The organism is Qipengyuania aquimaris (assembly GCF_009827445.1).
Classification (GTDB): Bacteria; Pseudomonadota; Alphaproteobacteria; order Sphingomonadales; family Sphingomonadaceae; genus Qipengyuania; species Qipengyuania aquimaris.
On the sequence record NZ_WTYI01000001.1, the window covers coordinates 1021456 to 1047876 of the forward strand.

Consider the following 26421-nt stretch of genomic DNA (forward strand, 5'->3'; position numbering starts at 1 on the left):
ACAAAGGCGACAGCGTGTCACCTGCATTTTCTGCCTTCGAACCCGCGGAATTCCGCGGCTGAGCGGCGGTTTGCCGAAGGTGACACTCGCATCGAAGAAGTTAGCCCTCGATACGAGAAAAGTCGGCGACTTTGTGCACTGCAGCACGGAAAGCCGCAAGCAGGTCAAGGCGATGTGCCCGCTTGTTTTCTTCATCCGCATTTACCGTCACTTCATCGAAGAAGCGGTCGATGGGTGCGCGCAGGGAAGCAAGAGCCGCCATCGCGCCGGAGAAGTCTTCTGCCTCAAGAGCCCTCGCCGCCGCCGGTTCCGATTTCGCCAGGGCATCCATCAGCGCCTTTTCGGCCGGTTCCGGTTCGTAGGAAAGCTCCTTGGCATGGCGCTCGTTCATCTTGGCATCGATCACCGCCTTCATGTCGGGATCGTCGACCAGAGCCAGCGGATCTTCCTCGCCGGTGCGCGCGATCTCGCCCTCGGCACCGTGCCAGTCTTCCTTCTTGAGGATATTGGCAGCGCGCTTGTAGCCGGCGAGGAGGTTCGCACCGTCTTCGGTATCCATGAAGGACTGGAGCGCTTTCACTCGCGCTCTAAGACGAACGACATTAGCTTCTATTCCGTGTTCTCCGATCGACTTAGACGCGCGGACTAAATCGACTGGAATGCCCTCACCACGCTGCAAGACCTCAAATCGCTCTAAAACAAAATCGCGAACTGGTGCGGCTACTAGCAGCGCCCTTTCCAAATCTCGAAAAACCGCATCCGCAATTTCCTTTTTCGGATTTGCATTTCGAAGGCTTGGGGCCCACCCTTTCAATAGACCCATTGCGGCTTCATGGCCTAACTCGTCGATTACCTGCTCAATCAACCGTCCCTTATTATCTTGCGAAGCACGCAGCTCTTTAACTGCGAAGTCCCGATCCATATGGGATTTGGTCGCGGACAATAGGATATCTAGTGGAAGCAAGTTTTCGAGTGCCAATTGGATTATGCCAATAGCAGCGCGACGCAGAGCGAACGGGTCCTTCGACCCCGTAGGTCGCTCATCAATGCCGAAAAAGGACGTAAGTGTATCGAGCTTATCCGCCAAACTTACCGCCACCGTGACCGGAGCAGTCGGCACCTCGTCGCCCTGCCCGACCGGCTTGTAGTGATCGCGGATCGCGTCGGCGACCGCATCGGGCAGACCCTCGGCGCGGGCATAATAGCCGCCCATCAGGCCCTGCAATTCGGGAAACTCGCCGACCATTTCGGTCACGAGGTCTGCCTTGGCGAGGCGCGCGGCCTGTTCGGCCATGTCCGGGTCGGCGCCCTTGATCACGCCTTCCTCGACCAGCCAGCGGGCCAACTTGACCACGCGGTTCACCTTGTCGGCGACGGTGCCCAGCTTTTCATGGAAGGTGATGCGCTCCAGCCCCTTGGCGTGTTCGGCGAGGGTCTTCTTGCGATCGACATCCCAGAAGAAGCGCGCGTCAGACAGGCGGGCGGCGAGGACCTTGCGGTTGCCGTCGACCACACGCGCGCCGCCGTCTTCCGCCTCGATATTGGCCGTGCAGATGAAGGCATTGGCAAGTTCGCCAGCCTCATCTTCGCAGACGAAATACTTCTGGTTCACGCGCGCGGTGAGCTGGATCGTCTCGGGCGGGACTTCGAGGAAGTCCTCCTCGAACCGGCCGAGCAACGGGACCGGCCATTCGGTGAGGCCGGCGTTCTCAATCACCAGCCCTTCGTCCTCGACCAGCTTGAGGCCGGCTTCGGAGGCAACCTTGGCCGCGCCTCCACGGATGAGGTCCTGACGCTCTTCATGGTCGACGATGACGTGGCCGGCACGCAGCTTCATCGCATAGTCGTCGGCATTGCCGATGGTGATGTCGCCCGAATGGTGGAAGCGGTGTCCCAGCGTGACCGAGCCGGAGGTAACGCCATGCACCTCGCATTCGACCACGTCGTCGCCTAGCAGCGCGACGATGCCCGACAGCGGGCGCACCCAGCGCAGGCTCTCGGTGCTGATCGAGGCAGCGCCCCAGCGCATCGACTTGGGCCAGCTGAAGTCGCGGATGATCGCGGGGATTGCTTCGGCGAGCAGGTCCTTGGTCGCGCGGCCCGGGATGTTCTTCACGGCGAAGTAGGTCGCCCTGCCCTTCACGTCTCGCGTTTCCAGATCGCCCTTCTCGACGCCCGCCTTGCGGCAGAAACCGTCAAGCGCCTGGTAGGGAGCACCGACGGGCGGGCCTTTCAGCTCCTCGCTGACCGCTTCGGTCGCTACCGGCAGGCCGCGCGCAATCAGCGCGAGGCGGCGCGGGGTCGACCAGACGGTGATCTCGCCGCATTCGACACCGGCGGCATCCATCTCGCGGCGGAACAGCTTTTCGAGTTCGGCGCGCGCGCCAGCCTGCATGCGGGCCGGGATTTCTTCGCTGCGCAGTTCGAGGAGAAAGTCGCTCATTTCGACCACTCCGGATATTTCTCGGCCCACACGGGCGCTTCCTTTTCCATGTGCGCTTCACAGCTGCCGCGCGCGAGGTCGCGCACCCGGCCCATGTAGCTGGCGCGTTCCTGCACGCTGATCACGCCGCGCGCCTGGAGCAGGTTGAAGATGTGGCTGGCCTCCACCGCCTGCTCGTAAGCGGCGATCGGGACGTTGGCGCTGAGCGCGTTTTTGCACTCGGCCTCGGCCTTGTTGAACAGGTCGAACAGCGCATCGGTCTCGGCGACCTCGAAGTTCCACTTCGACATCTGCTTCTCGTTTTCCAGGAAGACGTCGCCATAGGTGACGCCCTTCCCGTTGAAGTCGAGATCGTAGACGTTGTCGACGCCCTGGATGTACATGGCGAGGCGCTCGAGCCCGTAGGTCAGCTCGCCCGCGACCGGCTTGCAATCGAAGCCGCCCATCTGCTGGAAATAGGTGAACTGGGTGACTTCCATCCCGTCGCACCAGACTTCCCAGCCAAGGCCCCATGCGCCCAGCGTCGGGCTTTCCCAGTCGTCTTCCACGAAGCGGATATCGTGCTTGAGCGGATCGATGCCGATTACGCGCAGGCTTTCGAGGTAAAGGTCCTGGATGTCCGGCGGGCTCGGCTTCAGGATCACCTGGTATTGGTAATAGTGCTGCAGCCGGTTCGGGTTCTCGCCATAGCGGCCATCGGTCGGGCGGCGGCAGGGCTGCACGAAGGCCGCATTCCACGGCTCGGGCCCAAGCGCGCGCAGGGTGGTCGCGGTATGGAAGGTGCCTGCGCCCATACGCATGTCATAGGGCTGGAGAATCAGGCAGCCATGCGCGCTCCAGAAATCGTGCAGCGCTAGGATCATATCCTGGAAGGATTTTTGGGGATTGCGGTCCATGCGCGGCGCAATGGCGCAAGGGCGAAATGCGGTCAATGGCCGCCGTGATTTCGGCGAAAAATGACAGCTCATCGCGACAAGATGTCAGGTAGTGTTGACATAGTCAGCGAATCGTTACATATAGTCAGGACAACCTGACATAACGGAAGGTTGACCTACCACTGGACCCTACATCCTAGCTGGAGACCTGACATGAAACTGACCTTTGCACTTGCCGCCCTGTCCTTCGCCATCGCCGCCCCCGCTGCTGCCAAGGCCGAGACCCCCGCAGCGAGCATCTCCGTCGCCGACCTCGACCTGACCAAGCGCGTGGACCAGGACAAACTCGATCGCCGTATCGACCTGACCGTGCGCCGGATGTGCCGCGTCGATGCCTTTGAGGCCAAGGCCCGCAAGCTTGAGCGCAATTGCCGTCTCGCCGCGAAGGCCGACGCCGCGCCCAAGGTCGCGCTGGCGATCGCCAATGCCCGCACCGAACGCTTCGCCGCCCTCAATCTCGACATCCAGGGCTGAGCCATTTGCCGGGACGGCGCGCGACACGGCCTCCCGGCACCCAACAGTTCTCGTATGAAAGACGCACTATGCCCGACAAACCATTGACCCCACGAGAGAAGTCGGTTCGCCGGCATAATATTTCCACCGTGCTGTCGGCTGCTGCGTTCGCAGTTTATGCGGCGGGGGTCTTGCCCGGCGTTACAGTGCCTTCTGCAGCGCGCCTCATCGCACTGCCGATCCTCTTCGTCGGCGTCATCGTGATGTACCGGACCCGGAACGCGGACGAGTATATCGCGGCGATCTGGCGCTCCGGCACCAGCGTCGCCTTCGTCGCCACGGTTGCGGTGATGTTTTTCGCACCCGCGCTCGAAGGCTTTATCGACGGCATCACGGAATCCCTCACCGAACAGCCGACCGGACCCGATCTGCCCTATGCAGAACTGCTCGCGCCAGTCGCGATCGCATCCTTCTATATCGCCAACCTGTGGGCCCGCTTGCGCGGTACATACTGAGGAGATGACGCTTGAATAATCGCCTCAAGGTCCTGCGCGCGATGAACGACTGGAGCCAGGCCGAACTGGCCGCCCAGCTGGACGTCTCGCGCCAGGCCGTCAACGCCATCGAAACGGGAAAACACGACCCTTCCCTGCCGCTGGCCTTCCGGATCGCCCGCCTTTTCAACATGCCCATCGAGGAGATTTTCGATGACGGACACGAATGATATGATCGAACAATCGCCTCCCGGACTAATGAGCAAGATTATTCGCTTTGCAGCCATGATCGCATTGGGCCTGGTGTTTGTTTATGCACTCGGCTTCCTGGTAGGGGTTTCAGCCGCTGCGTTGGACAATGGACGCCTTACGCTGAAAACTGTCGGCCTTTTGCTCGGCTGCCTCGCAGTCCTCGGCCTCAGTGGCTACGGTTTCTATCGCCTGTGGCCGCGACGCGACAGGGAAGAGCCTGTTTCACCCAAGGTCGAGCGGACACGTTGGTCCTTGATCGCAGCCCTTGGCCTGGGGATGGCAATTGGCGTTGCCCTGACGATCCCTATGCTTAGCGGAGAATCCGGTGGTGTATTCAGCAATGACCCAATTCCAGCGACCACTGCTCTAAGTATTGTCATCGCCTATGCGGTGCTGACGCCGATTGGTTCCTACTTCTGGCACCGCAATGCCGACGAATTCGAACGCGAGGCTTCGGGTCGCGGGGCATTGCTCGGCATGTATGCCTACAGCGTCGTCGCGCCGTCCTGGTGGCTGCTCGAGCGTGCAGACCTTGTGCCGGAACAAGACCCCATGATCGTTTTTCTGCTTGTCATGACCGTCTGGGGCGTGGTCTGGCAGATCCGCCGGAGCGATTGAGTATTTGCTCGAATAGAATTGGACGAAAACGAAATGAACCTTCGCAAGACTTTTACCTCCGCCGCCTCGGTACTTGGCCTCCTGTCTTTCTCGGCGTGCGCCTATAGCGCCCCGGTCGAAACGGCTGCTTCGCCAGTAGAAGAAACCTCGCAAGGTCCGGCCATCTGGAGCGTGTCGGACGCCGATACGACTATTTACCTCTTCGGCACCGTTCACGCACTGCCTGAAGATGTAGAATGGTTCGACGAAGAGATTTCGAGCGCGCTCGCTGCCTCGGACACGGTCGTCATGGAGATCCTGCCAGAGGAAATGAACGATCCTGCCAGCCAGATGGCGATTGCCAGGAACGCCATGCTTCCGGCCGACCAGTCCTTGCGTGACTTGCTGAACGAAGAGGACCGCACGGCCTACGAGAACGCACTGGGCACCCTTGGCATGCCTCCCGGCGCCTTCGATCGTTTCGAGCCCTGGTTCGCCGGGATGACCATGGCCGTGCTGCCCTTGCTGAAGCAGGGATATGATCCGGAAAGCGGGGTCGAAAAGATCATCGACACCAATGCAGGCACGGAGCGCAAACGTGAGGCGTTCGAGACGCTTGCGGGGCAGATCGCCATTTTCGACAACCTCCCGCAGGATGCGCAGATCGAATTTCTGATGACCTCGGCCCGCAATCCCAACGCCATGATCGAAATGGTTGACGAGATGGTTGCGCAGTGGATCGAAGGCGATGTCGAAGAACTCGCCGAGATCATGAATGCGGGGCTGTCGGACGAAACCCTTGCGGCCGCGCTGCTTTACGATCGCAACGCCAACTGGGCGGAATGGATCGATAACAGGATGGAACAGCCCGGCACGGTCTTTGTCGCGGTCGGTGCCGGTCACCTCGCTGGCGAAAAGAGCGTGCAGTCTTACCTCGAGACCCGCGGCATTCCCGTCAATCGACTGCGCTGATGGCACGCTGGGTCCTGCTTCTGCTTACCTCGATCGCACTGGCATCGTGCCAAGGCGAAGCCGACGAGGACGGCAAGAGCCGGGACTATCCTGCCCTGTGGGAAATCACCGGTGCTGAAGGCCGTACCGAAGGCTGGCTCTTCGGTACGGTACACGCCCTGCCCCGCGATCTGGAATGGCAATCGGCGAAGCTGGAAGAGATCGTCGAAACGGCCGACATGCTGGTGGTCGAGGTATCGGGCCTCGACGATCGCCTCGGCCTGGAAGAGCTGTTCCGCTCGCTCGCTTATGACGCTCCGCCCTCCGTGCCGATCTATTCGCGCCTCGATCCGCTCTCCCGTGACCAGTTGCGCGCTATCGAAGATGAGCAAGAGATCGAATCCGGCACTTTCGATGCAATGGAGACATGGGGCGCAGCACTCGCACTGGCAGAATTCGGGCGGACCCATTCGAGCGAATTCGGAGCGGACAAGGTGCTTCTCGCCAAATTCGGCAATCGCGAGATCGTCGAGCTGGAAGGTGCAGCGCTACAGCTCTCGATATTCGACCGGCTGCCCGAACAGGAGCAGCGCGATCTGCTGAGGGCGATCATCGAAGTGGTCGCGAAAGATCCTGGCGATCGCGTCGATCTTGCGACGATCTGGTCCCGTGGCGACCTCTCGGCGCTGGAACGCACGACGCTTGAAGGTCTTTTAGCCGACCCGGAACTCAATGAGGCACTGCTGGTCCGCCGGAACTCTGCCTGGGCAGCCCAAATCGAAAACCTGCTTAGCGCATCGGACAAGCCGCTGATAGCAGTGGGCGCAGGCCATTTGCTGGGCGAAGGCAGTGTGCAGTCTCTACTTGAAGAACGTGGCTTCGCGATAAGGCGCATCCAGTAGGCTTCACGCTTGCTTTTGCGCGCGATGCCGCTATACGCGCGCCCTTCGGCGTCATGGTCATCCCTGGAGGCGTGGCGGACCGAAGTACTCAAATGCATTCGAAAGGTAAGCGACATGAGCGATGCTCTGACACTTCCGGCCGAGGCGCGCGAACGGGCTGGCAAGGGAGCCTCCCGTGCACTGCGTCGTGAAGGCCGCGTCCCCGCCGTAATCTATGGCGGCAAGGAAGAACCCACCCTGATTCACGTTGAAGCCAAGGAGCTGGTCAAGCAGCTCGACACCGGCCACTTCATGAACTCGATCGTCGAAATCGAACTCGGCGGCAAGAAGATCAAGACTCTTCCCAAGGACGTGTCGCTCCACCCCGTCAACGATCGCCCCGAGCACGTTGACTTCTTCCGCATGGTCAAGGGCGGCAAGATCGAGGTTTCGGTCCCCGTCGTCTTCACCAACGAAGAAGCTTCGCCGGGCCTCAAGAAGGGCGGCGTTCTCAACGTTGTCCGTCACGAGCTGGAACTGGTCTGCGAAAACGACAAGATCCCGGGCGAAATCGAAATCGACGTCACCGGCAAGGAAGTCGGCGATTCGATTCACATCAGCGAAGTCACGCTGCCCGCGGGTAGCGAAAGCGCGATCACCGACCGCGACTTCACTATCGCCACCCTCGTTGCTCCGTCCGCTCTGAAGAAGTCGGAAACCGAAGGCGGTGACGAAGACCAGACCGGCGAAGACATGGAAGCTGGCGAAACCGCCGCTACCGAGCAGGGTCCGGACGCCGACGCTGCCGAGGAACAGGAAGACAAGAGCGAGTAATCGCCTCTCCTTCCTTTCCGGAAAAATCGAAACGCCGGGCTTCACCACGAAGTCCGGCGTTTTCGTTTTTACCAAGGTTGCGTTAGGTGGCTCTTGAACAAGGAGCCACGCCCATGCCAGCCATCAATCGCCGCACTCTCCTCGCAGGTGCCGCCGCAACCGGCGCCCTTGCCGCTGCCGCTGCGCGCGCACAATCCGACACCGTGAGCGGAACGCCCGACCTGACCGGCCAAGCAATCCTCATTACCGGCTGTTCCAGTGGCTTCGGCCGGCTCAGCGCGATCCATTTTGCACAGCTCGGGGCAAAGGTCTTTGCGACCATGCGGAACCTGCCGCGTCCCGAAGGCGACGATTTGCGCCAGGTCGCCTCGGAAAAGGGCCTCGACCTCCATGTTATCGAACTCGACGTGCTCGACGACACCATGGTCCTTGCCGCAGTTGCCGAAGCGGAGCGCACCAATGGCGGCCCCATGGATGTGCTCGTGAACAATGCGGGCATCGGGATTACCGGCCCGGTGGAAGTGCAGGACATGGAAGCGACAAAGCTCGCCTTCGATACGAATGTCTTCGGCTATCACCGGCTGGTCCGCGCGGTGCTGCCCGGGATGCGGTCGCGCAGGAGCGGCCATATCTTCAGCATCTCCAGCCAGCTTGGCCGGGTTATCATCCCGTTCGGCGGGCATTATTCGGCGACGAAGTTTGCGGTGGAAGCGATGGGCGAACAGCTCGCCTACGAGCTGGTGCCGCACAATATCGAAGTCACCGTGATCGAGCCAGGCGGCTATCCCACGAAGGTCTGGGTCAATCGCAACCGCTATTCCGGCGACCTCGCTGCCCGTGCGGACGCGCGGCATACGGACGGGTATCCGCAGGTAGTTGCCCGCATGGGCGAGGAAGACGGTTCGGGCCGGTCCGCCGATCCGATGGACATTCCCCGGGTGATGGCAAGGATCCTTGCAATGCCGCCAGGAACGCGCCCGGTGCGACAGCCGGTCAGCGGAGGAAGCATCCCGCAGACCGCGATCAACGAGGTCAGCGCGAAGACACAGGTCGACTGGCTCGGTGGCTCGCCCTTCCTCGGCCCCCTGGTGAAGGCCGTGCACGAGTGACGCTGCGACTTGCCCTGTCGCGCGCAGGCTTTATGGCCCTCGCCCATGCAGATCTGGACTGGCCTAGGAAATCCCGGACCCAAATACGCCCTTCACCGGCACAATATCGGGTTCATGGTGTGCGATGTAATCGCGGAAATGCACGGTTTCGGGCCGGTGCAGAAGAAGTTCTCCGGCTGGGCGCAAGAAGGCCGCATCGGGACCCAGAAGGTCCTGCTGCTCAAACCTGCGACCTATATGAATGAAAGCGGGCGCTCGGTGGGCGAGGCGCTACGGTTCTACAAGCTGGGCGTAGAAGACCTGACCGTCTTCCATGACGAGCTCGACCTGGCGCCGTTCAAGATCAAGGTCCGGCGCGGCGGCGGCCTAGCCGGACACAATGGCCTGCGCTCCATCAACCAGCATCTCGGCCCGGATTTCCGCCGTGTGCGAATCGGTATCGGCCATCCCGGCAGCAAGGACCGCGTCACCGGTCACGTCCTTGGCAACTACGCCAAGTCCGAAATCGACGACCTGACGGATATGCTGGGTGCCATCTCTGCGGAAGCGGACTGGCTCGCGAGGGGCGATGATGCCCGATTCATGAGCGAAATCGCGCTTCGTCAGCAGGCGGTCTGACAGCCCTGGGAGAAAACGTGTCTCCAAATGAAACAGCCTGTCCAAACTGTTTCACGAAATGCAATTTTAGTGACAGGACGGATGAACTTGGCTAAAGGCAGGTTTACCTTTCGGTGGGGATGGTATGATGAATACGCGTAATCTTGTGTTTTCGGCAGTTGCAGGTCTCGGCCTCCTGGCCTCGACTCCTGCAATGGCAGAACCCATTCTCCTCGATGCCAACGAAGTCGGCGAAAGCTTCACCATCGATTTCGATGGCTTTGTGAACGGTGATGTCACCGTGCCCGGCCTGAGCTCGCAGCTCATCCTCACGCTCACTTCGATCGTCGGCAACGTCTACAATTTCGACTATTCGATGACCAACACGAGCGACACCGGCTCCGGCGTCGATGCTCGCGTTTCCAGCTTCGCGTTCAACACCGATCCGCAGATCAGCGGCGCGACCAGCACGGGCACTTACAACTACACCAACACCGACAGCAATTATCCGAACCAGATCGGCACCGTCGATGTCTGCTTCCAGGCCGCGAACACCGGCTCGTGCGCAGGTAACAGGGGTGGCGTGTTCGGTGGCGAGACCGGCACCGGCACGCTGGCACTTTCATTCGACAGCGCGCTCAGCAGCCTCACTCTTGACGATTTCTTCGTCCGCTATCAGTCAGTATCCGGCGCAGGCGACATCACTTCCGCCAGCGGCCGCCAGGTCACGACCAGCACCAGCTCGGGCAATGAAGTTCCCGAACCGAACATGATGCTGCTCTTCGGCCTTGCTGCCCTGATGATTTTCGCCGGCACCCGCCGCCGCCGCGAAGTGAAGCCGGCGCTCGCGACCGTCACCTACAGCTAAACCAGTTCATTGAGGGTAAGCGGCACGCCAACTCCGGTTGGTGTGCCGTTTGCTTTTGGGCGTTCCTGATCAGGGTTTGCGCGCTGCCGCAAGCCGCCGGGCAATACGCGCATTGTCGGGTTCTAGCGCCGCGGCCTTGTGCAGCATTGAGACCCCGCGCTCGCGCGAGCCGGTTTCGACCAGCAAAGTTCCGGCCGTATCCAGAATAGCAGCATTCTCGGGCGAGGCTTCGACAGCCTCCAACGCAAGTTTGAGCGCTTCATCCTTCTTGCCCAGTCGCGACTTCGCATAGGCAAGATTGTTCAGCACCATGGCATTGCGAGCACTCCCGCGATCGAGGATCGCTTCGTAACTCGCCTCCGCACTTTGCCACTGCCGGTTGCGCAAGGCCTGGTCTGCCTTTGCAAGTTCACCGCCGACCCATTGAGGCGTGATCTCTCCTGCGCGCGTACGATATTCGGCCGCCTTCGGGCTGCCGAGCGCCTTGGCCGCTTCCGACGCGAGGGTGAGTTCCTCGGCGCGCGCATCGGGCCGGATGGCCACCAGCTCGATCGTATCGAGGGCCTCTCTCGCATTACCCGATGCCAGGTGCGCGCGCGCGACCAGCATTCGAAGCTCACGCTGCGACTGGTTCGCATTGAGCATCGGCTGTAGCAAGGCGAGAGACTGCACCGGATATCCGAGCTCCAGTTGCGCCTCTCCATAAGCCAGTCTCAACCCGGGGCTTTCATCCATTTCCGGCTCGTATCGCTGCAGAATGTCGCGCACCTCTGCCCAATCCTCGTCGCGAGCGGCCAGCTTTGCACGCAGCAATTCGATCGACCGATTCTCGGGAGACTCCTTTGCCAGGTTGGCAACCAGTGGCTTGGCGGACTGGAAATCCTCCATCTCAACAAGGACCTGCGCCTTGCCGAGCCGCGCCTCGAAGTTGGCCGGGTGCAGGCCAAGCGCCTTTTCATATGAACGCAATGCTGCGGGCAGCTTGCTTCGGGAACGCGACACAATCGCGCTCGCCAGGTACGCATCGATCGATGCATCGTCAGCTCGCAAGGCCTTTGCGGCAAGGTTGGCCGCCCTTTCCTTGTCGCCGCGTGCCAGCTCGAATCGTGAGTAGGAGGCCAGCAGCCGCGCATCCGGCGTACTGCGGCTTTCACCGGTTGCGAATGCATCGGCAGCGGCGTCGATGTCCCCGGCGGCCAGCAGTGATAGTGCCCTGATCCGGTCTGCCCCTGCCAGTGCGAGCCCCTCGACCGCGTTTGCGGCCTCTTCGTAACGGCCGCGCAGGATTTCCGCTTCGCCGCGCAGGATAGTGTGTTCCGGCCGATCATCCCCGAGCGCGGACAGCCGATCCAGCGACACCACTGCGCCCTCCCCATCGCCAAGGGCAATCTGGGTCCGCGCCAGCATGGCCAGCATTTCGCCATTTTCCGGGCGTTCCCGCAGGCCGGCGATCAGCGCTACACGAGCCGTGCGGTAGTCATGCTGGGCAAAGGCCTCCTGCCCGCGGGCGAAGCTGCTTTCCGGATCGGGCGAGCAGGCGGCCAGCGAGGCAGCAAAGGCAAGCAGAGACAGTACGGAATTCGGTCTAGTCATTCTTCGCGCTTACCAAACAAGGTTAAACCGATCGTGAAGCTGGCAATCGAGTGACCTCACGGCTAAGGGCAGCGGCATATCACTATTTCCGGAGTTTTCGATGGGTTTCCGTTGCGGGATCGTCGGCCTGCCCAATGTCGGCAAGTCTACCCTTTTCAATGCACTGACCGAAACGCAGGCCGCACAGGCCGCGAACTATCCGTTCTGCACGATCGAACCGAATGTCGGCCAGGTCGCCGTCCCTGACGAGCGGCTCGACAAAATCGCCGCGATTGCCGGTTCGGCCAAGATCATCCCGACGCAGCTGGCGTTCGTGGACATCGCCGGCCTGGTGAAGGGCGCCAGCAAGGGCGAAGGTCTGGGCAACCAATTCCTCGGCAACATCCGCGAAGTCGATGCGGTCGTGCACGTCCTGCGCTGTTTCGAAGATGACGACATCCAGCACGTCGACAACAAGGTCGATCCGATCGCCGACGCCGAAGTGGTCGAAACCGAGCTCATGCTGGCCGATCTCGAAAGCCTCGAAAAGCGCGTCCCCAATGCGGAGAAGCGCGCCACGGCAGGCGACAAGGAAGCCAAGCTGATCGCCAGCGTGCTCGGCCAGGCCCTGGCTCTGCTGCGTGACGGCAAGCCTGCACGCCTGACCGAACCCAAGGACGAGGAAGAAGCGCGCGTCTTCGAACAGGCCCAACTGCTGACTGCCAAGCCAGTCCTCTATGTCTGCAATGTCGGTGAAGAAGACGCCGCCAAGGGCAACGACTTGTCCGCGCTGGTCTTCGCCAAGGCCGAAGCAGAAGGCGCGCAGGCAGTGGTGGTTTCCGCCGCCATCGAAAGCGAACTCGTCGCGATGGACCCCGAGGATCGCGCCGAATACCTCGCCGAACTGGGTCTCGAAGAAAGCGGCCTCAGCCGTGTGATCCGAGCGGGTTACCGCCTTCTTGGCCTCAACACCTTCTTCACCGCCGGTCCGAAGGAATCGCGCGCCTGGACTTTCCCCGAAGGAGCAAAGGCTCCGCAGGCAGCAGGTGAGATCCACACCGATTTCGAAAAAGGCTTCATCCGCGCCGAAACGATCGCGTACGACGATTACGTCGCGCTTAATGGCGAAAGCGGTGCCCGCGAAGCTGGCAAGCTGCGCCAGGAAGGCAAGGAATACCTCGTCCAGGACGGCGATGTCATGCTGTTCAAGTTCAACGTCTGATACCGGAGTACCCGGAATGAAGCGCTCGCTCACGACCGCCCTCGCCCTTGCCATCCTTCCGCTCGCGGCAGGCTGCGCACAGCAGGTCGAAACTATCGCCTCCGCTCCGGCGGCTGTCGCGGAGCAGCGCGAGCGCATGACGATCCTCGTCTCGATCGACGGGTTCCATCCCGACTATCTTGGCCGCGGCTTGACGCCTACTCTGTCCGCCCTTGCCGATGGCGGCGTCACCGCTTCGATGCGTCCGTCGTTCCCGACCAAGACTTTCCCGAACCACTGGACGCTGGTGACCGGCCTCGTTCCCGACCATCACGGGATCACGGCCAACCGGATGGAAGACCAGGGTCGACCCGCAGAGCCCTTCACCATGGCGACGGTCGATCCCTATTGGTGGAACGAAGCCAAGCCGGTCTGGGTCGAGGCGGAAGAAGCCGGCATTCGCAGCGCGGCAATGTTCTGGCCGGGCTCTGCCGTTCCATGGGGCGGCACGGCACAAGGATGGGGTCCGGTCTCCGACGGCGTCCTGCCGAGCGACTGGCAGCAGTTCTCGATGCAGATATCGAACACCCAGCGCGTGAACGCGGTCCTCGACTGGGCAAGGCGTCCTGCCGATATCCGTCCCGAGTTCGTGACACTCTATTTCGATACGGTCGACACCGCCGGACATGATGGCGGCCCCGACAGCGAAGAAGTAAACGCAGCGCTGCGCGACGTAGACGGCCACATCGCCCGGCTGACGGCCGAATTGCGCAAGCTCGGACAGCCGGCCGATCTCGTCATCGTTTCGGATCACGGCATGGCGGCAACCAGCTCCGAACGCGTTATCGCGCTCGACGAGGTACTCGACGAAAGCCTCTATCGCCTCGTCGAAGCAGGCGCATACGCGACTTTCGAACCGACCGCGGGCAATGAAGAAGCGCTGGTGAAGGCACTGGTCGACACCGATCACGCCAACATGGAATGCTGGGAAAAGAGCGCGATCCCGGCAAAGTACCAGTACGGAACGCACGGCCGCATTCCGCCGATCTTCTGCCTGCCGGACACGGGATGGACCATCACACGCTCGCGCCCGAAGAATGCATGGACAGGCGGAAATCACGGCTTCGACATGTACGCGCCGGAAATGGCTGCGCTGTTTATCGCCAACGGGCCCTCGTTCCCCGCGGGCCGCGAACTCGCCAGCTTCCAGAACACCAGTATCGCGCCGTTGCTGCGCCATCTGGTCGGACTACCGCAGGCCGATCGCGCGGATGGTACGCTGGAGCCGTTCCTGCCGGTTCTTCCGCAAGCTAAATAAGCGCAGCTACGGAACGCATCGCCCCCTCCTGCCGTTAGGCATGCAAAACACAGGGAGCTTTGCGCGTGGTAGACAAGTCCGAGAAATTCAACTGGTTGGTGCGTGTCGGCTATTTCAGCCGCGCAATCCTGTATTTTGTCCTGGGACTGATCGCCCTCACGAGCTCCAGCAAGATCGCGGAAGGCACGAACGGCATTTTCCGCGCTATCGAGGAATATCCCGCCGGGACGATTATCCTCTGGATCATGGTCATCGGCCTGATCGCCTACGCCCTCTTCCGCTTCTGCTCGCTGTTCTTCGATATCGAGAACAATGGCTCGGACGCCAAGGGCTGGGGCAAGCGCATCGGTCATGCCGGTAGCGGCGTGGCCCACCTTGCGCTGGCGTACTCGGCCTACAAATTCGCCAGTAGCGAAGGCTCGGGCGGCGGATCCGGCAGTGGCGGAGCGCAGGAAGCCGCCTCGGGCGTGCTGTCCTTCGAACTCGGCGGTTTCGTGCTCGGCGCACTTGGCATCGCACTTTTCATCGCAGCCGTGCACCAGGCGAAGAAGGGCCTTACCGGCAGCTTCATGAACCGTATCAGCGCGCAGGCCCCCGATGCCACGCGTTGGCTCGGCGGAGCAGGCTTCCTTGCCCGTGCGGTGGTCTATCTCGTGATCGGCTGGTCGCTGATCCAGGCCGGCTTCATGTCGGGCGGTGCAGAGCAGATCAAGACGCTCGGCGACGCGGTGGCCAGCCTTGCCGGCGAAGGTTTCGTCTTCACCCTTACCGCGATCGGCCTGATGCTGTTCGGGCTCTTCAGCCTGATCCTTGCCCGCTACCGCATCATCCCGGAACTCGATTCCAGCGCAGGAGTGCCGAAGTTCCGGGCGTGACTTGAAACATACCCCTAGGGGGTATATTTGCCAGCTATGACCAAGACGGCAAAACTTTATCGGATGGTGATGGACAAGCATGTCTGTCCCTACGGCATCAAGTCGAAATACCTGCTCGAAAGCGAAGGGTATGAGGTGGAAGACCACCACCTCACCACCCGCGAAGAGACTGACGCGTTCAAGGCGGAGCACGGGGTCCAGACGACCCCGCAGACCTTCATCGACGGCAAGCGCATCGGGGGTCACGAAGACCTGCGCCGTTTCTTCAATCGCAAGGTCAAGGAAAAGGGCGAGACGAGCTATCAGCCCGTGATTGCGGTCTTTGCAGTCGCTGCGGGCCTCGCCTTGGCCATGAGCATGTTCGTCTACGGATCGCCCGTCACGGTGCGCGGTGCGGAATGGTTCGTCGCATTCTCAATGGCGATGCTGGCCATGCTCAAGCTGCAGGATGTCGAACAGTTTTCGAGCATGTTCGTCGGTTACGACCTGCTCGGTCGTCGCTTCGTCCCCTACGCCTATGCCTATCCATTTCTGGAGGCGTTGACGGCAATCCTGATGGCAGGCCGCCTGTTACCGGCTGTCTCGGTTCCTATCGCCTTATTCATCGGCACAGTGGGTGCGGTCAGCGTGTTCTACGCCGTCTACATCCAGAAGCGCGAGATCAAATGCGCCTGCGTGGGCGGCAGCGGCAATGTGCCGCTCGGCTTCGTTTCGCTCACCGAAAACGTTGCCATGATGGGCATGGGCATTTGGATGTTGCTTCGCCCCGCCCTGTGATCCAGACGGTCAGGCATGAAATTCTACGAAGACATCCAGGTCGGCGACCGCCGCGAATTCGGCCACTACGAAGTCACGCGCGAAGAGGTGATGGACTTTGCCCGCAAGTACGATCCGCAGCCGTTCCATCTCGATGACGATGCGGCCGCGGCAACGCATTTCGGTCGGCTTTCGGCGAGCGGGTGGCACACCTGCAGCATGACGATGGCCATGATGGTCGAGAACATGAAGACCGAGAAATCGGCCGGTCTCGGCTCTCCAGGCGTCGACCAGCTGCGCTGGAAAAAGCCGGTCTATCCGGGCGACACCTTGCGTTGCGAGACCGAGATCATCGAGAAACGCCGCAGTGCTTCACGACCCGAGATGGGCATCTTCAAAAGCCGAATTCGCACCTTCAACCAGAATGGCGACATGGTGCTGGAGATGGTGTCCAACGCCCTGATCGCGACCCGCGAACCCGGCGGATCGGACTAGATCACGCCCCGCACTGCGTTGTGCCGCTCTCGCGGTAGACCACACGGTCCTGCGCATCCCTGATGGTGAGCACGGACGGGTAGTCGATCGTCTCGTCACCCGACTGCTTCCCGGCGTCCTCGTCGATTTCGAGCCGCATGGAATAGGCCAACCCGCTGTATTTCTCGCGGCCAAGGTAAGGCAGCTCCTTGCTGCCGGCATCCGCCGCCATGCGGATGATTTCGTTTTCCCGTTTGAAGTAACCGGCGTCGGACTGGGCCACGGCAATGGCAATCCCGCCCGCGCTGCCTGAATTCGGCAGGACATTGCACCCTGCACCGAACATGTCGGCGTTTTCGACATCCGCGAAAGTGATCACGCCAAGAGCGAGCTCTTCGGGCGGCGGTTCCTGGTTCGCCTCCACCTCGGCGACAGCCCTTGCATCAGCAGCGGCCTTCTGTGCCGGCGTCGGGCCGCAAGCCGCGAGGACTAGTGGCGCAATCGCGATAATCCAGCGCATCAATGCCTCCCGAACAGTTTCTCGACGTCTTCCATCGAGAGCTTAACCCACGTGGGGCGCCCATGGTTGCATTGGCCCGAACGCGGTGTGCGTTCCATTTCGCGCAGGAGCGAGTTCATCTCGTCCACCCGGAGCGTGCGCCCTGCCCTGACCGATCCGTGGCAGGCCATCGTCGCCAGCACGAGGTCGAGCTTCTCACCGAGCAGTAGCGCTTCCCCATTCAGCGCCAGATCGTCATCGATATCGCGCAGCAGCTTTTCCGGATCGGTGCGCGCGATGGCGTGCGGCAGGCTCCGGACCAGCATAGCGGACGGCCCGAACCGTTCGATGGTGAGGCCGTGGGATGCCAGCGCATCGGCCGCGCTTTCAAGGCGGTCACAGGAGACTTCGTCCAGTTCGACCACTTCAGGGATGAGCAGCGCCTGGCTGCGCGCGACCGCCTCTTCCGCCCCCGCGGCCTTGAGCCGTTCCAGCACCAGCCTTTCGTGCGCAGCGTGCTGGTCGACAAGCACGAGCCCGTCCTTCGCCTCCGCCACGATGTAAGTGTTGGCCACCTGCCCGCGCGCGATCCCGAGCGGGAAGTCCTGCTCCTGAGCGCTGACCGGAGCCGCTTCTTCGGCACGACCTCGCGGTGCGGCCATGATACCCGCCTCGGCGCCGCGCCATGCAGCGTTCGCTTCGGAAACGCGTGATTGCGGTGCCGACCAGTCGCGTCTTTCGAAGATCGAACGTAACGCGGGCGATGGCTCGTCGCGTACCGGCTCCTGCTGCCAGCGCGACATTGCACCCGCATCAGGCGATTGCGCGCTGCGCTTGTCGCCGGTCGCCAGTGCCTGGCGCAGGCCGGAGACGATGAAGCCGCGCACTGCCTGGGCATCGCGGAAACGCACCTCTGTCTTGGCCGGGTGGACGTTCACATCCACATCCTCTGCCGGAAGATCGAGGAACAGCGCGAGGACGGCATGACGATCGCGCGCAAGCATGTCGGCATAGGCCCCGCGTACGGCGCCCGTCAGCAAGCGGTCCTTCACCGGCCTGCCGTTCACGAAGAGGTACTGGTGGTCCGCGATGCCGCGATTGTAGGTCGGCAGGCCCGCGATGCCGGTGAGGCGCATCGTCCCCCGGTCGAGGTCGATGGCGACGCCATTGTCCTTCAATTCGCGCGCGATCACCTGCGCCACGCGGTTGGCCAGCCCCTCACCCCCTTGCAGCCCGAGGATCCGGCGGTCCCCGTGATCGAGCGTTATCGCTATATCCGGGCGCGCCATGGCGAGGCGGCGCACGACGTCGAGGCAGGCCGCGTATTCGCTGCGCGGGGTGCGCAGGAATTTTCGCCGTGCCGGAATTTTCGCAAACAGGTTCTCGACCCTGACGCGGGTGCCGGGCGGTAGCGCAGCGGGCCCTTCGGAAACGACTGCTCCGTGGTCCACCACGCGCTTCCAGCCCTGTTCCGCACCGGCGGGACGGCTTTCCAGGCTGAAGCGCGCCACGCTGGCAATGCTCGGCAAGGCCTCTCCGCGAAAGCCGAGAGTGGCGACCTGCTCGATCGCCTCGTCGGGCAGTTTGGACGTCGCGTGACGCTCCAGCGCAAGCGCCATTTCGTCGGGCGTCATGCCGCAGCCGTCGTCGGTAACTTCAAGGCTGGTCAAACCACCCTCGACCAGCTTGACCGCAATCCGCGTCGCCCCTGCGTCGATGGCATTTTCGACCAGTTCCTTGAGTGCGGAAGATGGCCGTTCGACCACCTCGCCAGCGGCGATGCGATTGACCAGATTGTCGGGCAGGCGGCGGATTGTTGGCATGGAAAAACCAACCTAGCGACGAATCGCCGGAAATCCGAGACGGCACGTGTGGGTAATCCACGCCAAAGGCTCGGAAATTTTTGGCATTCGGAGCGTAATATCGCTAAGGACCCCGCACCATTTCCCCCCGGAACAGGTGCGAGCGGCCCCGACCGCCCCTCGCCTCTTCAAATTCTAACGGAAAATCGCGTCAAAATGGGCTTCTGGAACAACATCTTCAAATTCGGCGTGCAGAACATGGCGATCGACCTCGGCACCGCCAATACGCTGGTCTACGTCCAGGATCAGGGCATCGTCCTGAACGAGCCTAGCGTGGTCGCGCTGGAAACCATCAATGGGATGAAGCGCGTGAAGGCCGTGGGCGACGACGCGAAGATGATGATGGGCAAGACGCCCGATTCCATCGAAGCCATCCGTCCGCTTCGCGACGGCGTGATCGCCGACCTCGACGTGGCCGAGGAGATGATCAAGCACTTCATCCGCAAGGTGAACGGCCGCAAGAGCCTGATGCGCTATCCGGAAATCACCATCTGCGTTCCCTCGGGCTCGACCTCGGTAGAACGCCGCGCGATCCGCGATGCGGCATCGAATGCCGGCGCATCGCAGGTGTACCTCATCCTAGAACCTATGGCGGCCGCTATCGGTGCCGACATGCCGGTCACCGAACCGGTCGGCAGCATGGTCGTCGACATCGGCGGCGGCACGACGGAAGTCGCGGTCCTCTCGCTGCGCGGCCTTGCTTACACCACTTCGGTCCGCACGGGCGGCGACAAGATGGACGAAGCCATCGTGTCCTACGTCCGACGACACCACAACCTGCTGATCGGCGACTCCACGGCAGAGCGGATCAAGAAGGATTACGGCATCGCCCGCGCCCCCGAAGACGGCATCGGCGAACAGATCACGATCAAGGGCCGCGACCTCGTGAACGGCGTGCCGAAGGAAATCACGATCAACCAGGGCCACATTGCCGAAGCGCTCAACGAACCGATCGGCGCCATCGTCGAAGGCGTACGTATCGCGCTCGAGAATACCGCTCCCGAACTGGCAGCCGACATCGTCGACCAAGGCATCGTCCTGACCGGCGGCGGCGCGCTCATCCAGGGGCTCGACGAATACCTTCGCGACGAAACCGGCCTACCCGTGACCATCGCGGAAGATCCTCTGTCCTGCGTGGCCATCGGCACCGGCCGCGCGATGGAGGACCCGATCTATCGCGGCGTCCTGATGACGGCTTGAGGAAGGCTTAGGATATGGCGCCGAGCGGCACACGGCGCTCGAGCTATTCGCGGCGGGCGCAGTACAATCTCTTCACCGGCTATATCATCGCCGGGATCGGTGCCCTCATCGGCGCCGTACTGCTTGGCCTATCGTTCTTCCAGCCCAGCTTTTTCGGCGGACCGCGCTCGGCTGCGCAGGATGCGGTCAGCCCGGCTACCGAAACCGCGGCAACCGTCCGGACCAGCAGCAAGTCGCTGTGGGATTCCATCAGCGGTTACTATCGTGCCGGGTCCAAGAACGCCGAACTCAAGCGCGAGATGGAACTGGCCCGCATCCGGCTGGAAGAAGCGGAAGCGGTTCGTCAAGAAAACGTGCGCCTGAAAGGCTTGCTGGACCTGCAGGACCAGGAACGCACGCCGGTGGCGGTCGCGCGCCTGATCGGCTCGACCGCTTCGAGCACTCGCCGCTTCGCCTATGTGGGTGCAGGCGAGGATGACGGCGTGGAGGTCGGCATGCCCGTCCGTTCACCACGCGGTGTGGTCGGACGCATCCTTGAGACCGGCAGCGATTCCTCCCGCGTGCTCCTGCTAACAGACAGCGAAAGCGTACTGCCTGTGCGCCGAGCAGGGGACGAGGTCGTCGCCTTCGCAGAAGGTCGCGGCGACAGCCTCCTGCGGATCAAGCTCATAAACCTCGGCATCAATCCTCTCGAAGTGGGCGATCTCTTCGTAACCTCCGGCGCGGGCGGCTATTATCCTCCCGGCATCGCTGTCGCCATCGTGACCGAACTGACCGACGATGGCGGGGTCGCCCGCATCGTCAGCGATCCCGCAGCGACGGATTTCGTTGCGATAGAACCGATCTTCGAACCCGACGCAGCCAGCGGTGCGACGACCCCGGTCGAAGAGGAGTTGACCGACTGATGGAGCGGATGGAGCCGCGCGCCCGTAGCGATGCCTATGGCAGCCGCATCAATCGTTCGCATTCCCCCCTGCTTGCCAATGTGATCCCGTGGCTTTCGATCCTGCTGGGTTCGCTGCTGCCCGTCTTCGCGATTGCGGCCGCCCTTCCGATGGTCCCACCGCTCGGATTCCTGACCCTGTTGGCCTGGCGTCTTGTCCGGCCGGGCCTCCTGCCGGTGTGGGCCGGTTTTCCACTCGGCCTGTTCGATGATCTCTTCAGCGGCCAGCCATTCGGCTTCGCGATACTGCTGTGGTCGATGACCATGCTCGTGATCGAGTTCGTCGAGCTCCGCCTTCCCTGGAGAGCGTTCTGGCAGGACTGGTTCACGGCCGGTTTACTGGTCGTGGTGTATCTCCTCGCCGGCTGGCTCCTGAGCGGTGCGACCCCGACCTTGCCGGCTCTTGTTGCCCTGATCCCGCAGTTGCTAATGTCCGTCCTGATGTTCCCTATCGTCGCGCGTATCGTGGCCCGTCTCGACAGGCTGCGGCTGATGCGCTGGAAGCGGGTCTGATGGGGATTTTCTCACGCCGGAGCGGTATTAGCCGTCGCACGAAGGATCTGGTCAGCCAGACCACTCTCGAAAACGCGTTCGACCGCCGCACGTTCGTGATCGCTGCCGGAATGGGTGGCCTGGGCACGATCCTGGCGGCGCGCATGGCGTATATCGCCATCGCGGAGAACGAGCGCTGGGTCCTCGAGTCGGAAAGCAACCGCGTAAACCTGTCGCTGATCCCACCGCGCAGGGGCTGGATCCTCGATCGCAATGGCGCCCCGCTGGCATCGAACCGTGCGGATTTCCGCGTCGATGTGATCCCGGACCGGATGAACGATCCGGAAAAGACCATCGAGGAACTCGCGAAAATCCTCGATCTCGAAGCGACCACGATTGCCGATATCACCAAGCGGATTGACGATGCGCGCGGCTTCCAACCGATCGAGGTTGCGACCGGCCTCGACTACGATCAGTTCGCGGCGATCAGCGTGCGCCTGCCCGATTTGCCGGGCGTCGTTCCGCAGCGGGGTTTCTCGCGCTTTTACCCCACCGGCCCCAGCGTAGGGCATCTCATCGGTTACGTGGGGCCTGCCTCTGCGGAGGAATACGAAGAAAATCCCGATCCCATCCTGATCACTCCCGGCTACAAGATCGGCAAGGATGCGCTTGAAAAGCAGTTCGAGCAGGATCTGAGAGGCGAACCAGGGGCGCGCCGCGTCGAGGTTACCGCCTCGGGCAGGATCGTGCGGGACCTCGAAACGCGCGAAGATATCCAGGGCGATCCGGTTCGCCTGACCATCGATGGTCCCTTGCAGGATTACGCCGCCCGCCGCATCGGACTGGAAAGCGGGTCCTGCGTGGTCATGGACTGCGAAACCGGCGATGTCCTGTGCATGGCATCCATGCCCAGTTTCGATCCCAACAGCTTCTCGGCTGGGATTGGCCGAGTCGAATATTCCATGCTCCGCGATGACGAGCGGGTTCCCTTGCGCAACAAGGTCCTGAAAGGACTGTACCCGCCCGGTTCCACAGTAAAACCAATGCATTGCATGGCCTTCCTCGATGCAGGTGTGAAGCCGGAAGAATCCATCATGTGCAATGGCGGGCGGCGCATTGGCAATCGCTTCTTCAATTGCTGGAGCAATCACGGCCGCGTCGACATGGCCAAGGCGATCTACCAGAGCTGCGACAGCTATTTTTATCACTTTGCCCAGCAGATCGGTTTTGCGAAAGTGGCGGAATGGGCGAAGAAAATGGGGCTCGGCGAGGAGTTCGATCTCCCCGTGACGAGCCAGTTTTACGGCACCGTCCCCTCGCCCGCCTGGAAAGAACGCAAGTTCGAACGGGAGTGGCAACCCTTCGACACCGTGAACTCCTCGATTGGCCAGGGCTATTACCTTACAAATCCGCTGCAACTGGCGGTAATGGCGGCCCGCCTCGCCACTGGTGACCGTGTCCTGCCTCGCCTGCGTCTGACCGATGACAAGCCCAAATTCGAACATTTCGACTTCAGCCCGGAAGAGATCGGGTACGTCCGCCAGGCGATGAGCGATACCGTAAACGGCCCAGGCACCGCAGGACGCGCGCGCCTGCCGTTCGACGACATCCTGATGGCCGGCAAGACCGGTACGGCCCAGGTCGTGTCGCTTAGCGTCTCCGACGGCCGGACCGGACCATGGAAATACCGTGACCACGGACTCTTCGTCTTTTTCGCGCCCTTCGATAAACCGAAATATGCCGGCGCAGTCGTCATCGAACATGGTGGCGGTTCGGGCGCGGCCTATCCGATCGCCCGCGACGTGATGACCTTCATGTTCGATCCCGCGAAAGGTATCGAGGCTCTGCGCGCGCTGGAAGAACAGTGGGGCGGCACCGCGCAGGAACGTCTCGATGCCAAATACCGTGCCTATGCGGCAGCCAGCGGCGAGGCGGTTCCGCCAGTCCCCACGCGCGACGAGGATATTTTCGACCAAGTCGAGGCAGAAGCGCGGGTCGCAGCGCGGCAGCCAGAGCAACTTGCGGAGGAGGCAATCCAGCCTCGGGTCGACACGCGGACCGCGCAAGAGGTGCAGGAAGCATCGCCCCCTCCCCAAGCCGTGCCGACGCCGACAAACATCCCCTCGCCTGATCCGGCCGACGTTCCGGGTGCAATTCCGGAATGAGCAGCATCGTCCCAGCACCGGTAGCGCGCCAGCCCTGGCAGATGCTTTTTCCGCTGTTCGGCCTGATTGCCTTCGGCGCGCTGGTGCTAACCTCGGCGGCGGCTGGCGATTTTTCGCGCTATGCCGAATCGCATCTCGTCAGGTTCGGGATTTTCTTCGTAGCGGCGATTGTCATCTCGCGGTTTTCCAAGGACCTGGTGAAGTTTTTTGCTTATCCGGGATATGTCGTCGTCCTGCTGTTGCTCATGGCCGTGGAGATCATGGGTACGCTGGGCGGAGGTAGCCAACGCTGGCTCGAAGTCGGTCCCATACGCATCCAGCCCTCCGAGCTTATGAAGCCGGCGGTCGTCGTGGCGCTTGCCCGTTTCTATGAAAGCCTGCCAGTCGGAGTGATCCCCACCTGGCGCGCGCTCATTCCGGCAGGTGCCATAATCGCCTTGCCGATGGCGTTCGTTCTCTTGCAGCCCGATCTCGGCACATCGCTCGCCATTGCTTTTGGCGGGGGCTTGGTGATGCTGTTTGCAGGTTTGCCGCTCAGATGGTTCATTATGGCTGGCGCGGCCGGGCTGGCAGCGATCCCCCTTGCCTTTTTCTTCGCGCTCAAGCCCTACCAGCAAGATCGCGTAACGACATTTCTCGATCCCGAAAGCGACCCTCTTGGCGAGGGCTACCAGATTACCCAGTCGAAGATCGCGATCGGATCCGGCGGCCTGTTCGGCAAGGGTTTCAACGAAGGCTCTCAAAGCCACCTCAACTACCTGCCAGAACCGCACACAGACTTCGTCTTCGCGACGATGGCCGAAGAATGGGGCTTTGCCGGCGGCCTGTTCGTCATCGGCGCCTTTGCAATTATCCTGGGCTGGGGCTTCAAGGTCGCGCGCAACAGTGCGGACCGCTTTGGGAAGCTGCTGGCGGCAGGCATGACTGCGACGATTTTCTTCTACGTCGCGATCAACCTGATGATGGTCATGGGCCTTGCCCCGGTCGTCGGAATCCCCCTTCCCTTCGTCAGTCATGGCGGCAGTTCCATGATGACGAACATGATCTGTATCGGCATCCTCATGATGGTTCACCGGTGGAACCTGGACGCGCCGAAACGCGGGTTGATGGCCTGATTGCGATTTAGGTCTTTTATTCCGAACGACAGCCGCTATATGAGCGCCTCCCCCGAGTCGGGGGCCGCCCGCACCACCGGGCCGGAGCGCGGGCAGACCGTGAGAGTGGACGCATAGCTCAGTTGGTAGAGCAGCTGACTCTTAATCAGCGGGTCCTAGGTTCGAGCCCTAGTGCGTCCACCATTTCCCACCCTATCGACATAGCGAATTAATCATCGCGTTTGCCCGCGCAGACCATTCACGTGTGCGCCGCAAATTTGACATCACATTTGAATGTGATTAGGCGAGCGACATGAACACAATCGAGAAAGTCCGCACCCTCGTATCCCAAGGCCTGATGACCCGTGCCGGTCTGGCCCGCGCCGCAGGTTTGCACGCCAATACCTTGCGCGATTGCACCGACGACAGCTGGAACCCCACTGCCGACACCCTGGCCAAGCTGGAAGCATTCCTCGAGGCGAATGACGAGACGCCTGTCATTGTCGGCGCGGAAGAGATCATCGACGAAGCGCGCAATGGCCGGATGTTCATCCTCGTCGATGACGAAGATCGCGAAAACGAAGGCGACCTCATCATTCCCGCACAAATGGCGACGCCCAACGCCATCAATTTCATGGCCACCCACGGTCGCGGTCTCATCTGCCTCTCGCTGGATCGCAAGCGCGTGGAGGAACTCGGCCTCGAGCCCATGAGCCGCGACAATCGCGAGAGCATGCAGACGGCCTTCACCACCTCGATCGAGGCCAAGACCGGCGTCACCACCGGCATCAGCGCGGCCGACCGCTCGCGCACGGTTTCGGTCGCCATCGACGCCACCAAGGGCCCCGACGATATCGTGACCCCGGGTCACGTTTTTCCTCTCACTGCGCGTGATGGCGGGGTGTTGGTTCGCGCCGGTCACACGGAAGCGGCCGTCGACATCTCCCGCCTCGCCGGCCTCAACCCCTCGGGCGTGATCTGCGAGATCATGAACGAGGATGGCACCATGTCCCGGCTGGACGACCTGGTGACCTTCGCGCGCAAGCACGACATGAAGATCGGCACGATCCGCGATCTGATCGAATACCGTATGCGTCACGACCATCTGGTCGAGCGGATCGCCGAGGACACGTTCGAGTCCGACTATGGCGGCGACTGGAAAATGCTGACCTATCGCAACACGGTCGATGGCAGCGAATCCTATGTCCTGCAAAAGGGCGACGTGAAGGAAGGCGAAGCCACTCTCACGCGCGTGCACCCCATCTCGATCTTCGACGATGTGCTGGGCAAGCCGGGACCGCGCAAACGTACCCTGCAGCGGGCCATGCAGGCCGTAGGCGAGCATGGTTCGGGCATCATCGTCATCATTACCGGTAGGCCGGCAAGCGGCTACGGCGAAAACGAAGCCCAGCGCAATGTCGGTATCGGGTCGCAAATCCTTGCCGACCTGGGTGTCGAGGACATGATCCTGCTCAGCAATTCACAACCCAATGTCGTCGCGATCGAAGGCTATGGCCTCAACATCGTCGATCACCGTCCTATTCCGGAGTAAGCAC

The 26421-nt window shown here is 61.9% G+C and carries 26 protein-coding genes and 1 tRNA gene; 22 read left to right on the forward strand and 5 right to left on the reverse strand.

Going from position 1 to position 26421, the window contains the following annotated elements:
* Positions 1-100: 100 nt before the first annotated feature.
* Both glyS and GRI34_RS05005 read right to left on the reverse strand, forming a co-directional pair.
* On the reverse strand, positions 101-2443 hold the full coding sequence (glyS, locus tag GRI34_RS05000) for a glycine--tRNA ligase subunit beta (RefSeq protein WP_160595004.1): 2343 nt from the start codon (positions 2441-2443) through the stop codon (positions 101-103).
* The gene (locus GRI34_RS05005) at positions 2440-3339 is read right to left on the reverse strand and encodes a glycine--tRNA ligase subunit alpha (RefSeq protein ID WP_160595005.1); all 900 of its coding nucleotides are present in this window, start codon (positions 3337-3339) and stop codon (positions 2440-2442) included. Before GRI34_RS05005 ends, glyS begins: the two co-directional genes overlap by 4 nt.
* A 192-nt stretch (positions 3340-3531) precedes the next feature.
* On the opposite strand from GRI34_RS05005, the gene GRI34_RS05010 reads away from it, so the two are divergent.
* The 10 genes from GRI34_RS05010 to GRI34_RS05055 all read left to right on the forward strand — a co-directional run bounded on the left by GRI34_RS05010 (position 3532) and on the right by GRI34_RS05055 (position 10414).
* Positions 3532-3852, forward strand: coding sequence for a UrcA family protein (locus GRI34_RS05010; RefSeq protein ID WP_160595006.1), 321 nt, complete (start codon positions 3532-3534; stop codon positions 3850-3852).
* A 68-nt stretch (positions 3853-3920) separates the two neighbouring features.
* On the forward strand, positions 3921-4346 hold the full coding sequence (locus GRI34_RS05015; RefSeq protein WP_160595007.1) for a hypothetical protein: 426 nt from the start codon (positions 3921-3923) through the stop codon (positions 4344-4346).
* Positions 4347-4357: 11 nt separating this feature from the next.
* Positions 4358-4555 carry a helix-turn-helix transcriptional regulator gene (locus tag GRI34_RS05020; RefSeq protein WP_160595008.1) on the forward strand — a complete coding sequence of 66 codons (198 nt, stop codon included), beginning with the start codon at positions 4358-4360 and terminating at the stop codon, positions 4553-4555.
* A gap of 1 nt (position 4556) precedes the next feature.
* Positions 4557-5195, forward strand: a complete 639-nt coding sequence (locus tag GRI34_RS05025) for a hypothetical protein (protein ID WP_160595009.1) — start codon at positions 4557-4559, stop codon at positions 5193-5195.
* 33 nt (positions 5196-5228) lie between these two features.
* Complete coding sequence (locus GRI34_RS05030; protein WP_160595010.1) at positions 5229-6146, forward strand: TraB/GumN family protein; 918 nt, start codon at positions 5229-5231, stop codon at positions 6144-6146.
* Positions 6146-7027: a TraB/GumN family protein gene (locus tag GRI34_RS05035; protein WP_160595011.1), complete on the forward strand. Its 882-nt coding sequence runs from the start codon at positions 6146-6148 to the stop codon at positions 7025-7027. Before GRI34_RS05030 ends, GRI34_RS05035 begins: the two co-directional genes overlap by 1 nt.
* Positions 7028-7141: 114 nt before the next feature.
* Complete coding sequence (locus GRI34_RS05040) at positions 7142-7840, forward strand: 50S ribosomal protein L25/general stress protein Ctc (RefSeq protein ID WP_160595012.1); 699 nt, start codon at positions 7142-7144, stop codon at positions 7838-7840.
* A 113-nt stretch (positions 7841-7953) separates the two neighbouring features.
* The gene (locus GRI34_RS05045; RefSeq protein ID WP_160595013.1) at positions 7954-8949 is read left to right on the forward strand and encodes an SDR family oxidoreductase; all 996 of its coding nucleotides are present in this window, start codon (positions 7954-7956) and stop codon (positions 8947-8949) included.
* Between the two features lie 45 nt (positions 8950-8994).
* Positions 8995-9567, forward strand: a complete 573-nt coding sequence (gene pth / locus GRI34_RS05050) for an aminoacyl-tRNA hydrolase (RefSeq protein WP_160595014.1) — start codon at positions 8995-8997, stop codon at positions 9565-9567.
* A 193-nt stretch (positions 9568-9760) separates the two neighbouring features.
* Positions 9761-10414, forward strand: a complete 654-nt coding sequence (locus tag GRI34_RS05055) for a cistern family PEP-CTERM protein (protein WP_160595015.1) — start codon at positions 9761-9763, stop codon at positions 10412-10414.
* Between the two features lie 69 nt (positions 10415-10483).
* Here the strand turns inward: GRI34_RS05055 and GRI34_RS05060 are convergent, their stop codons facing one another.
* Positions 10484-12007, reverse strand: a complete 1524-nt coding sequence (locus GRI34_RS05060; RefSeq protein ID WP_160595016.1) for a tetratricopeptide repeat protein — start codon at positions 12005-12007, stop codon at positions 10484-10486.
* A 100-nt stretch (positions 12008-12107) separates the two neighbouring features.
* On the opposite strand from GRI34_RS05060, the gene ychF reads away from it, so the two are divergent.
* The 5 genes from ychF to GRI34_RS05085 all read left to right on the forward strand — a co-directional run bounded on the left by ychF (position 12108) and on the right by GRI34_RS05085 (position 16631).
* Positions 12108-13208 (forward strand): redox-regulated ATPase YchF, encoded by a 1101-nt coding sequence (gene ychF / locus GRI34_RS05065; RefSeq protein WP_160595017.1) that lies wholly within the window; start codon positions 12108-12110, stop codon positions 13206-13208.
* A gap of 16 nt (positions 13209-13224) precedes the next feature.
* Positions 13225-14505: an alkaline phosphatase family protein gene (locus GRI34_RS05070; protein WP_160595018.1), complete on the forward strand. Its 1281-nt coding sequence runs from the start codon at positions 13225-13227 to the stop codon at positions 14503-14505.
* A gap of 65 nt (positions 14506-14570) precedes the next feature.
* Positions 14571-15380 (forward strand): DUF1206 domain-containing protein, encoded by an 810-nt coding sequence (locus tag GRI34_RS05075; protein ID WP_160595019.1) that lies wholly within the window; start codon positions 14571-14573, stop codon positions 15378-15380.
* Positions 15381-15416: 36 nt separating this feature from the next.
* Positions 15417-16157 carry a MauE/DoxX family redox-associated membrane protein gene (locus GRI34_RS05080; RefSeq protein WP_160595020.1) on the forward strand — a complete coding sequence of 247 codons (741 nt, stop codon included), beginning with the start codon at positions 15417-15419 and terminating at the stop codon, positions 16155-16157.
* A 15-nt stretch (positions 16158-16172) separates the two neighbouring features.
* Positions 16173-16631, forward strand: coding sequence for a MaoC family dehydratase (locus GRI34_RS05085; protein ID WP_160595021.1), 459 nt, complete (start codon positions 16173-16175; stop codon positions 16629-16631).
* A 1-nt stretch (position 16632) separates the two neighbouring features.
* Here the strand turns inward: GRI34_RS05085 and GRI34_RS05090 are convergent, their stop codons facing one another.
* Positions 16633-17130, reverse strand: coding sequence for a hypothetical protein (locus tag GRI34_RS05090; protein WP_160595022.1), 498 nt, complete (start codon positions 17128-17130; stop codon positions 16633-16635).
* Complete coding sequence (gene mutL / locus GRI34_RS05095) at positions 17130-18932, reverse strand: DNA mismatch repair endonuclease MutL (protein ID WP_160595023.1); 1803 nt, start codon at positions 18930-18932, stop codon at positions 17130-17132. The genes GRI34_RS05090 and mutL overlap by 1 nt, the downstream gene beginning before the upstream one ends.
* Before the next feature lie 195 nt (positions 18933-19127).
* On the opposite strand from mutL, the gene GRI34_RS05100 reads away from it, so the two are divergent.
* From GRI34_RS05100 to ribB, 7 genes are all read left to right on the forward strand, one after another.
* On the forward strand, positions 19128-20171 hold the full coding sequence (locus GRI34_RS05100; protein ID WP_090483000.1) for a rod shape-determining protein: 1044 nt from the start codon (positions 19128-19130) through the stop codon (positions 20169-20171).
* A 14-nt stretch (positions 20172-20185) separates the two neighbouring features.
* Entirely contained in the window at positions 20186-21076 is an 891-nt protein-coding gene (mreC, locus tag GRI34_RS05105; protein ID WP_160595024.1) for a rod shape-determining protein MreC, read from the forward strand.
* Positions 21076-21627, forward strand: coding sequence for a rod shape-determining protein MreD (locus GRI34_RS05110; RefSeq protein WP_160595025.1), 552 nt, complete (start codon positions 21076-21078; stop codon positions 21625-21627). Before mreC ends, GRI34_RS05110 begins: the two co-directional genes overlap by 1 nt.
* On the forward strand, positions 21627-23771 hold the full coding sequence (gene mrdA, locus GRI34_RS05115; RefSeq protein ID WP_160595026.1) for a penicillin-binding protein 2: 2145 nt from the start codon (positions 21627-21629) through the stop codon (positions 23769-23771). The genes GRI34_RS05110 and mrdA overlap by 1 nt, the downstream gene beginning before the upstream one ends.
* Positions 23768-24886: a rod shape-determining protein RodA gene (rodA, locus tag GRI34_RS05120; protein WP_160595027.1), complete on the forward strand. Its 1119-nt coding sequence runs from the start codon at positions 23768-23770 to the stop codon at positions 24884-24886. Before mrdA ends, rodA begins: the two co-directional genes overlap by 4 nt.
* Positions 24887-24993: 107 nt before the next feature.
* A tRNA-Lys gene (locus tag GRI34_RS05125) sits at positions 24994-25069 on the forward strand.
* Between the two features lie 109 nt (positions 25070-25178).
* Entirely contained in the window at positions 25179-26417 is a 1239-nt protein-coding gene (gene ribB, locus GRI34_RS05130) for a 3,4-dihydroxy-2-butanone-4-phosphate synthase (RefSeq protein ID WP_160595028.1), read from the forward strand.
* Positions 26418-26421 lie beyond the last annotated feature (4 nt).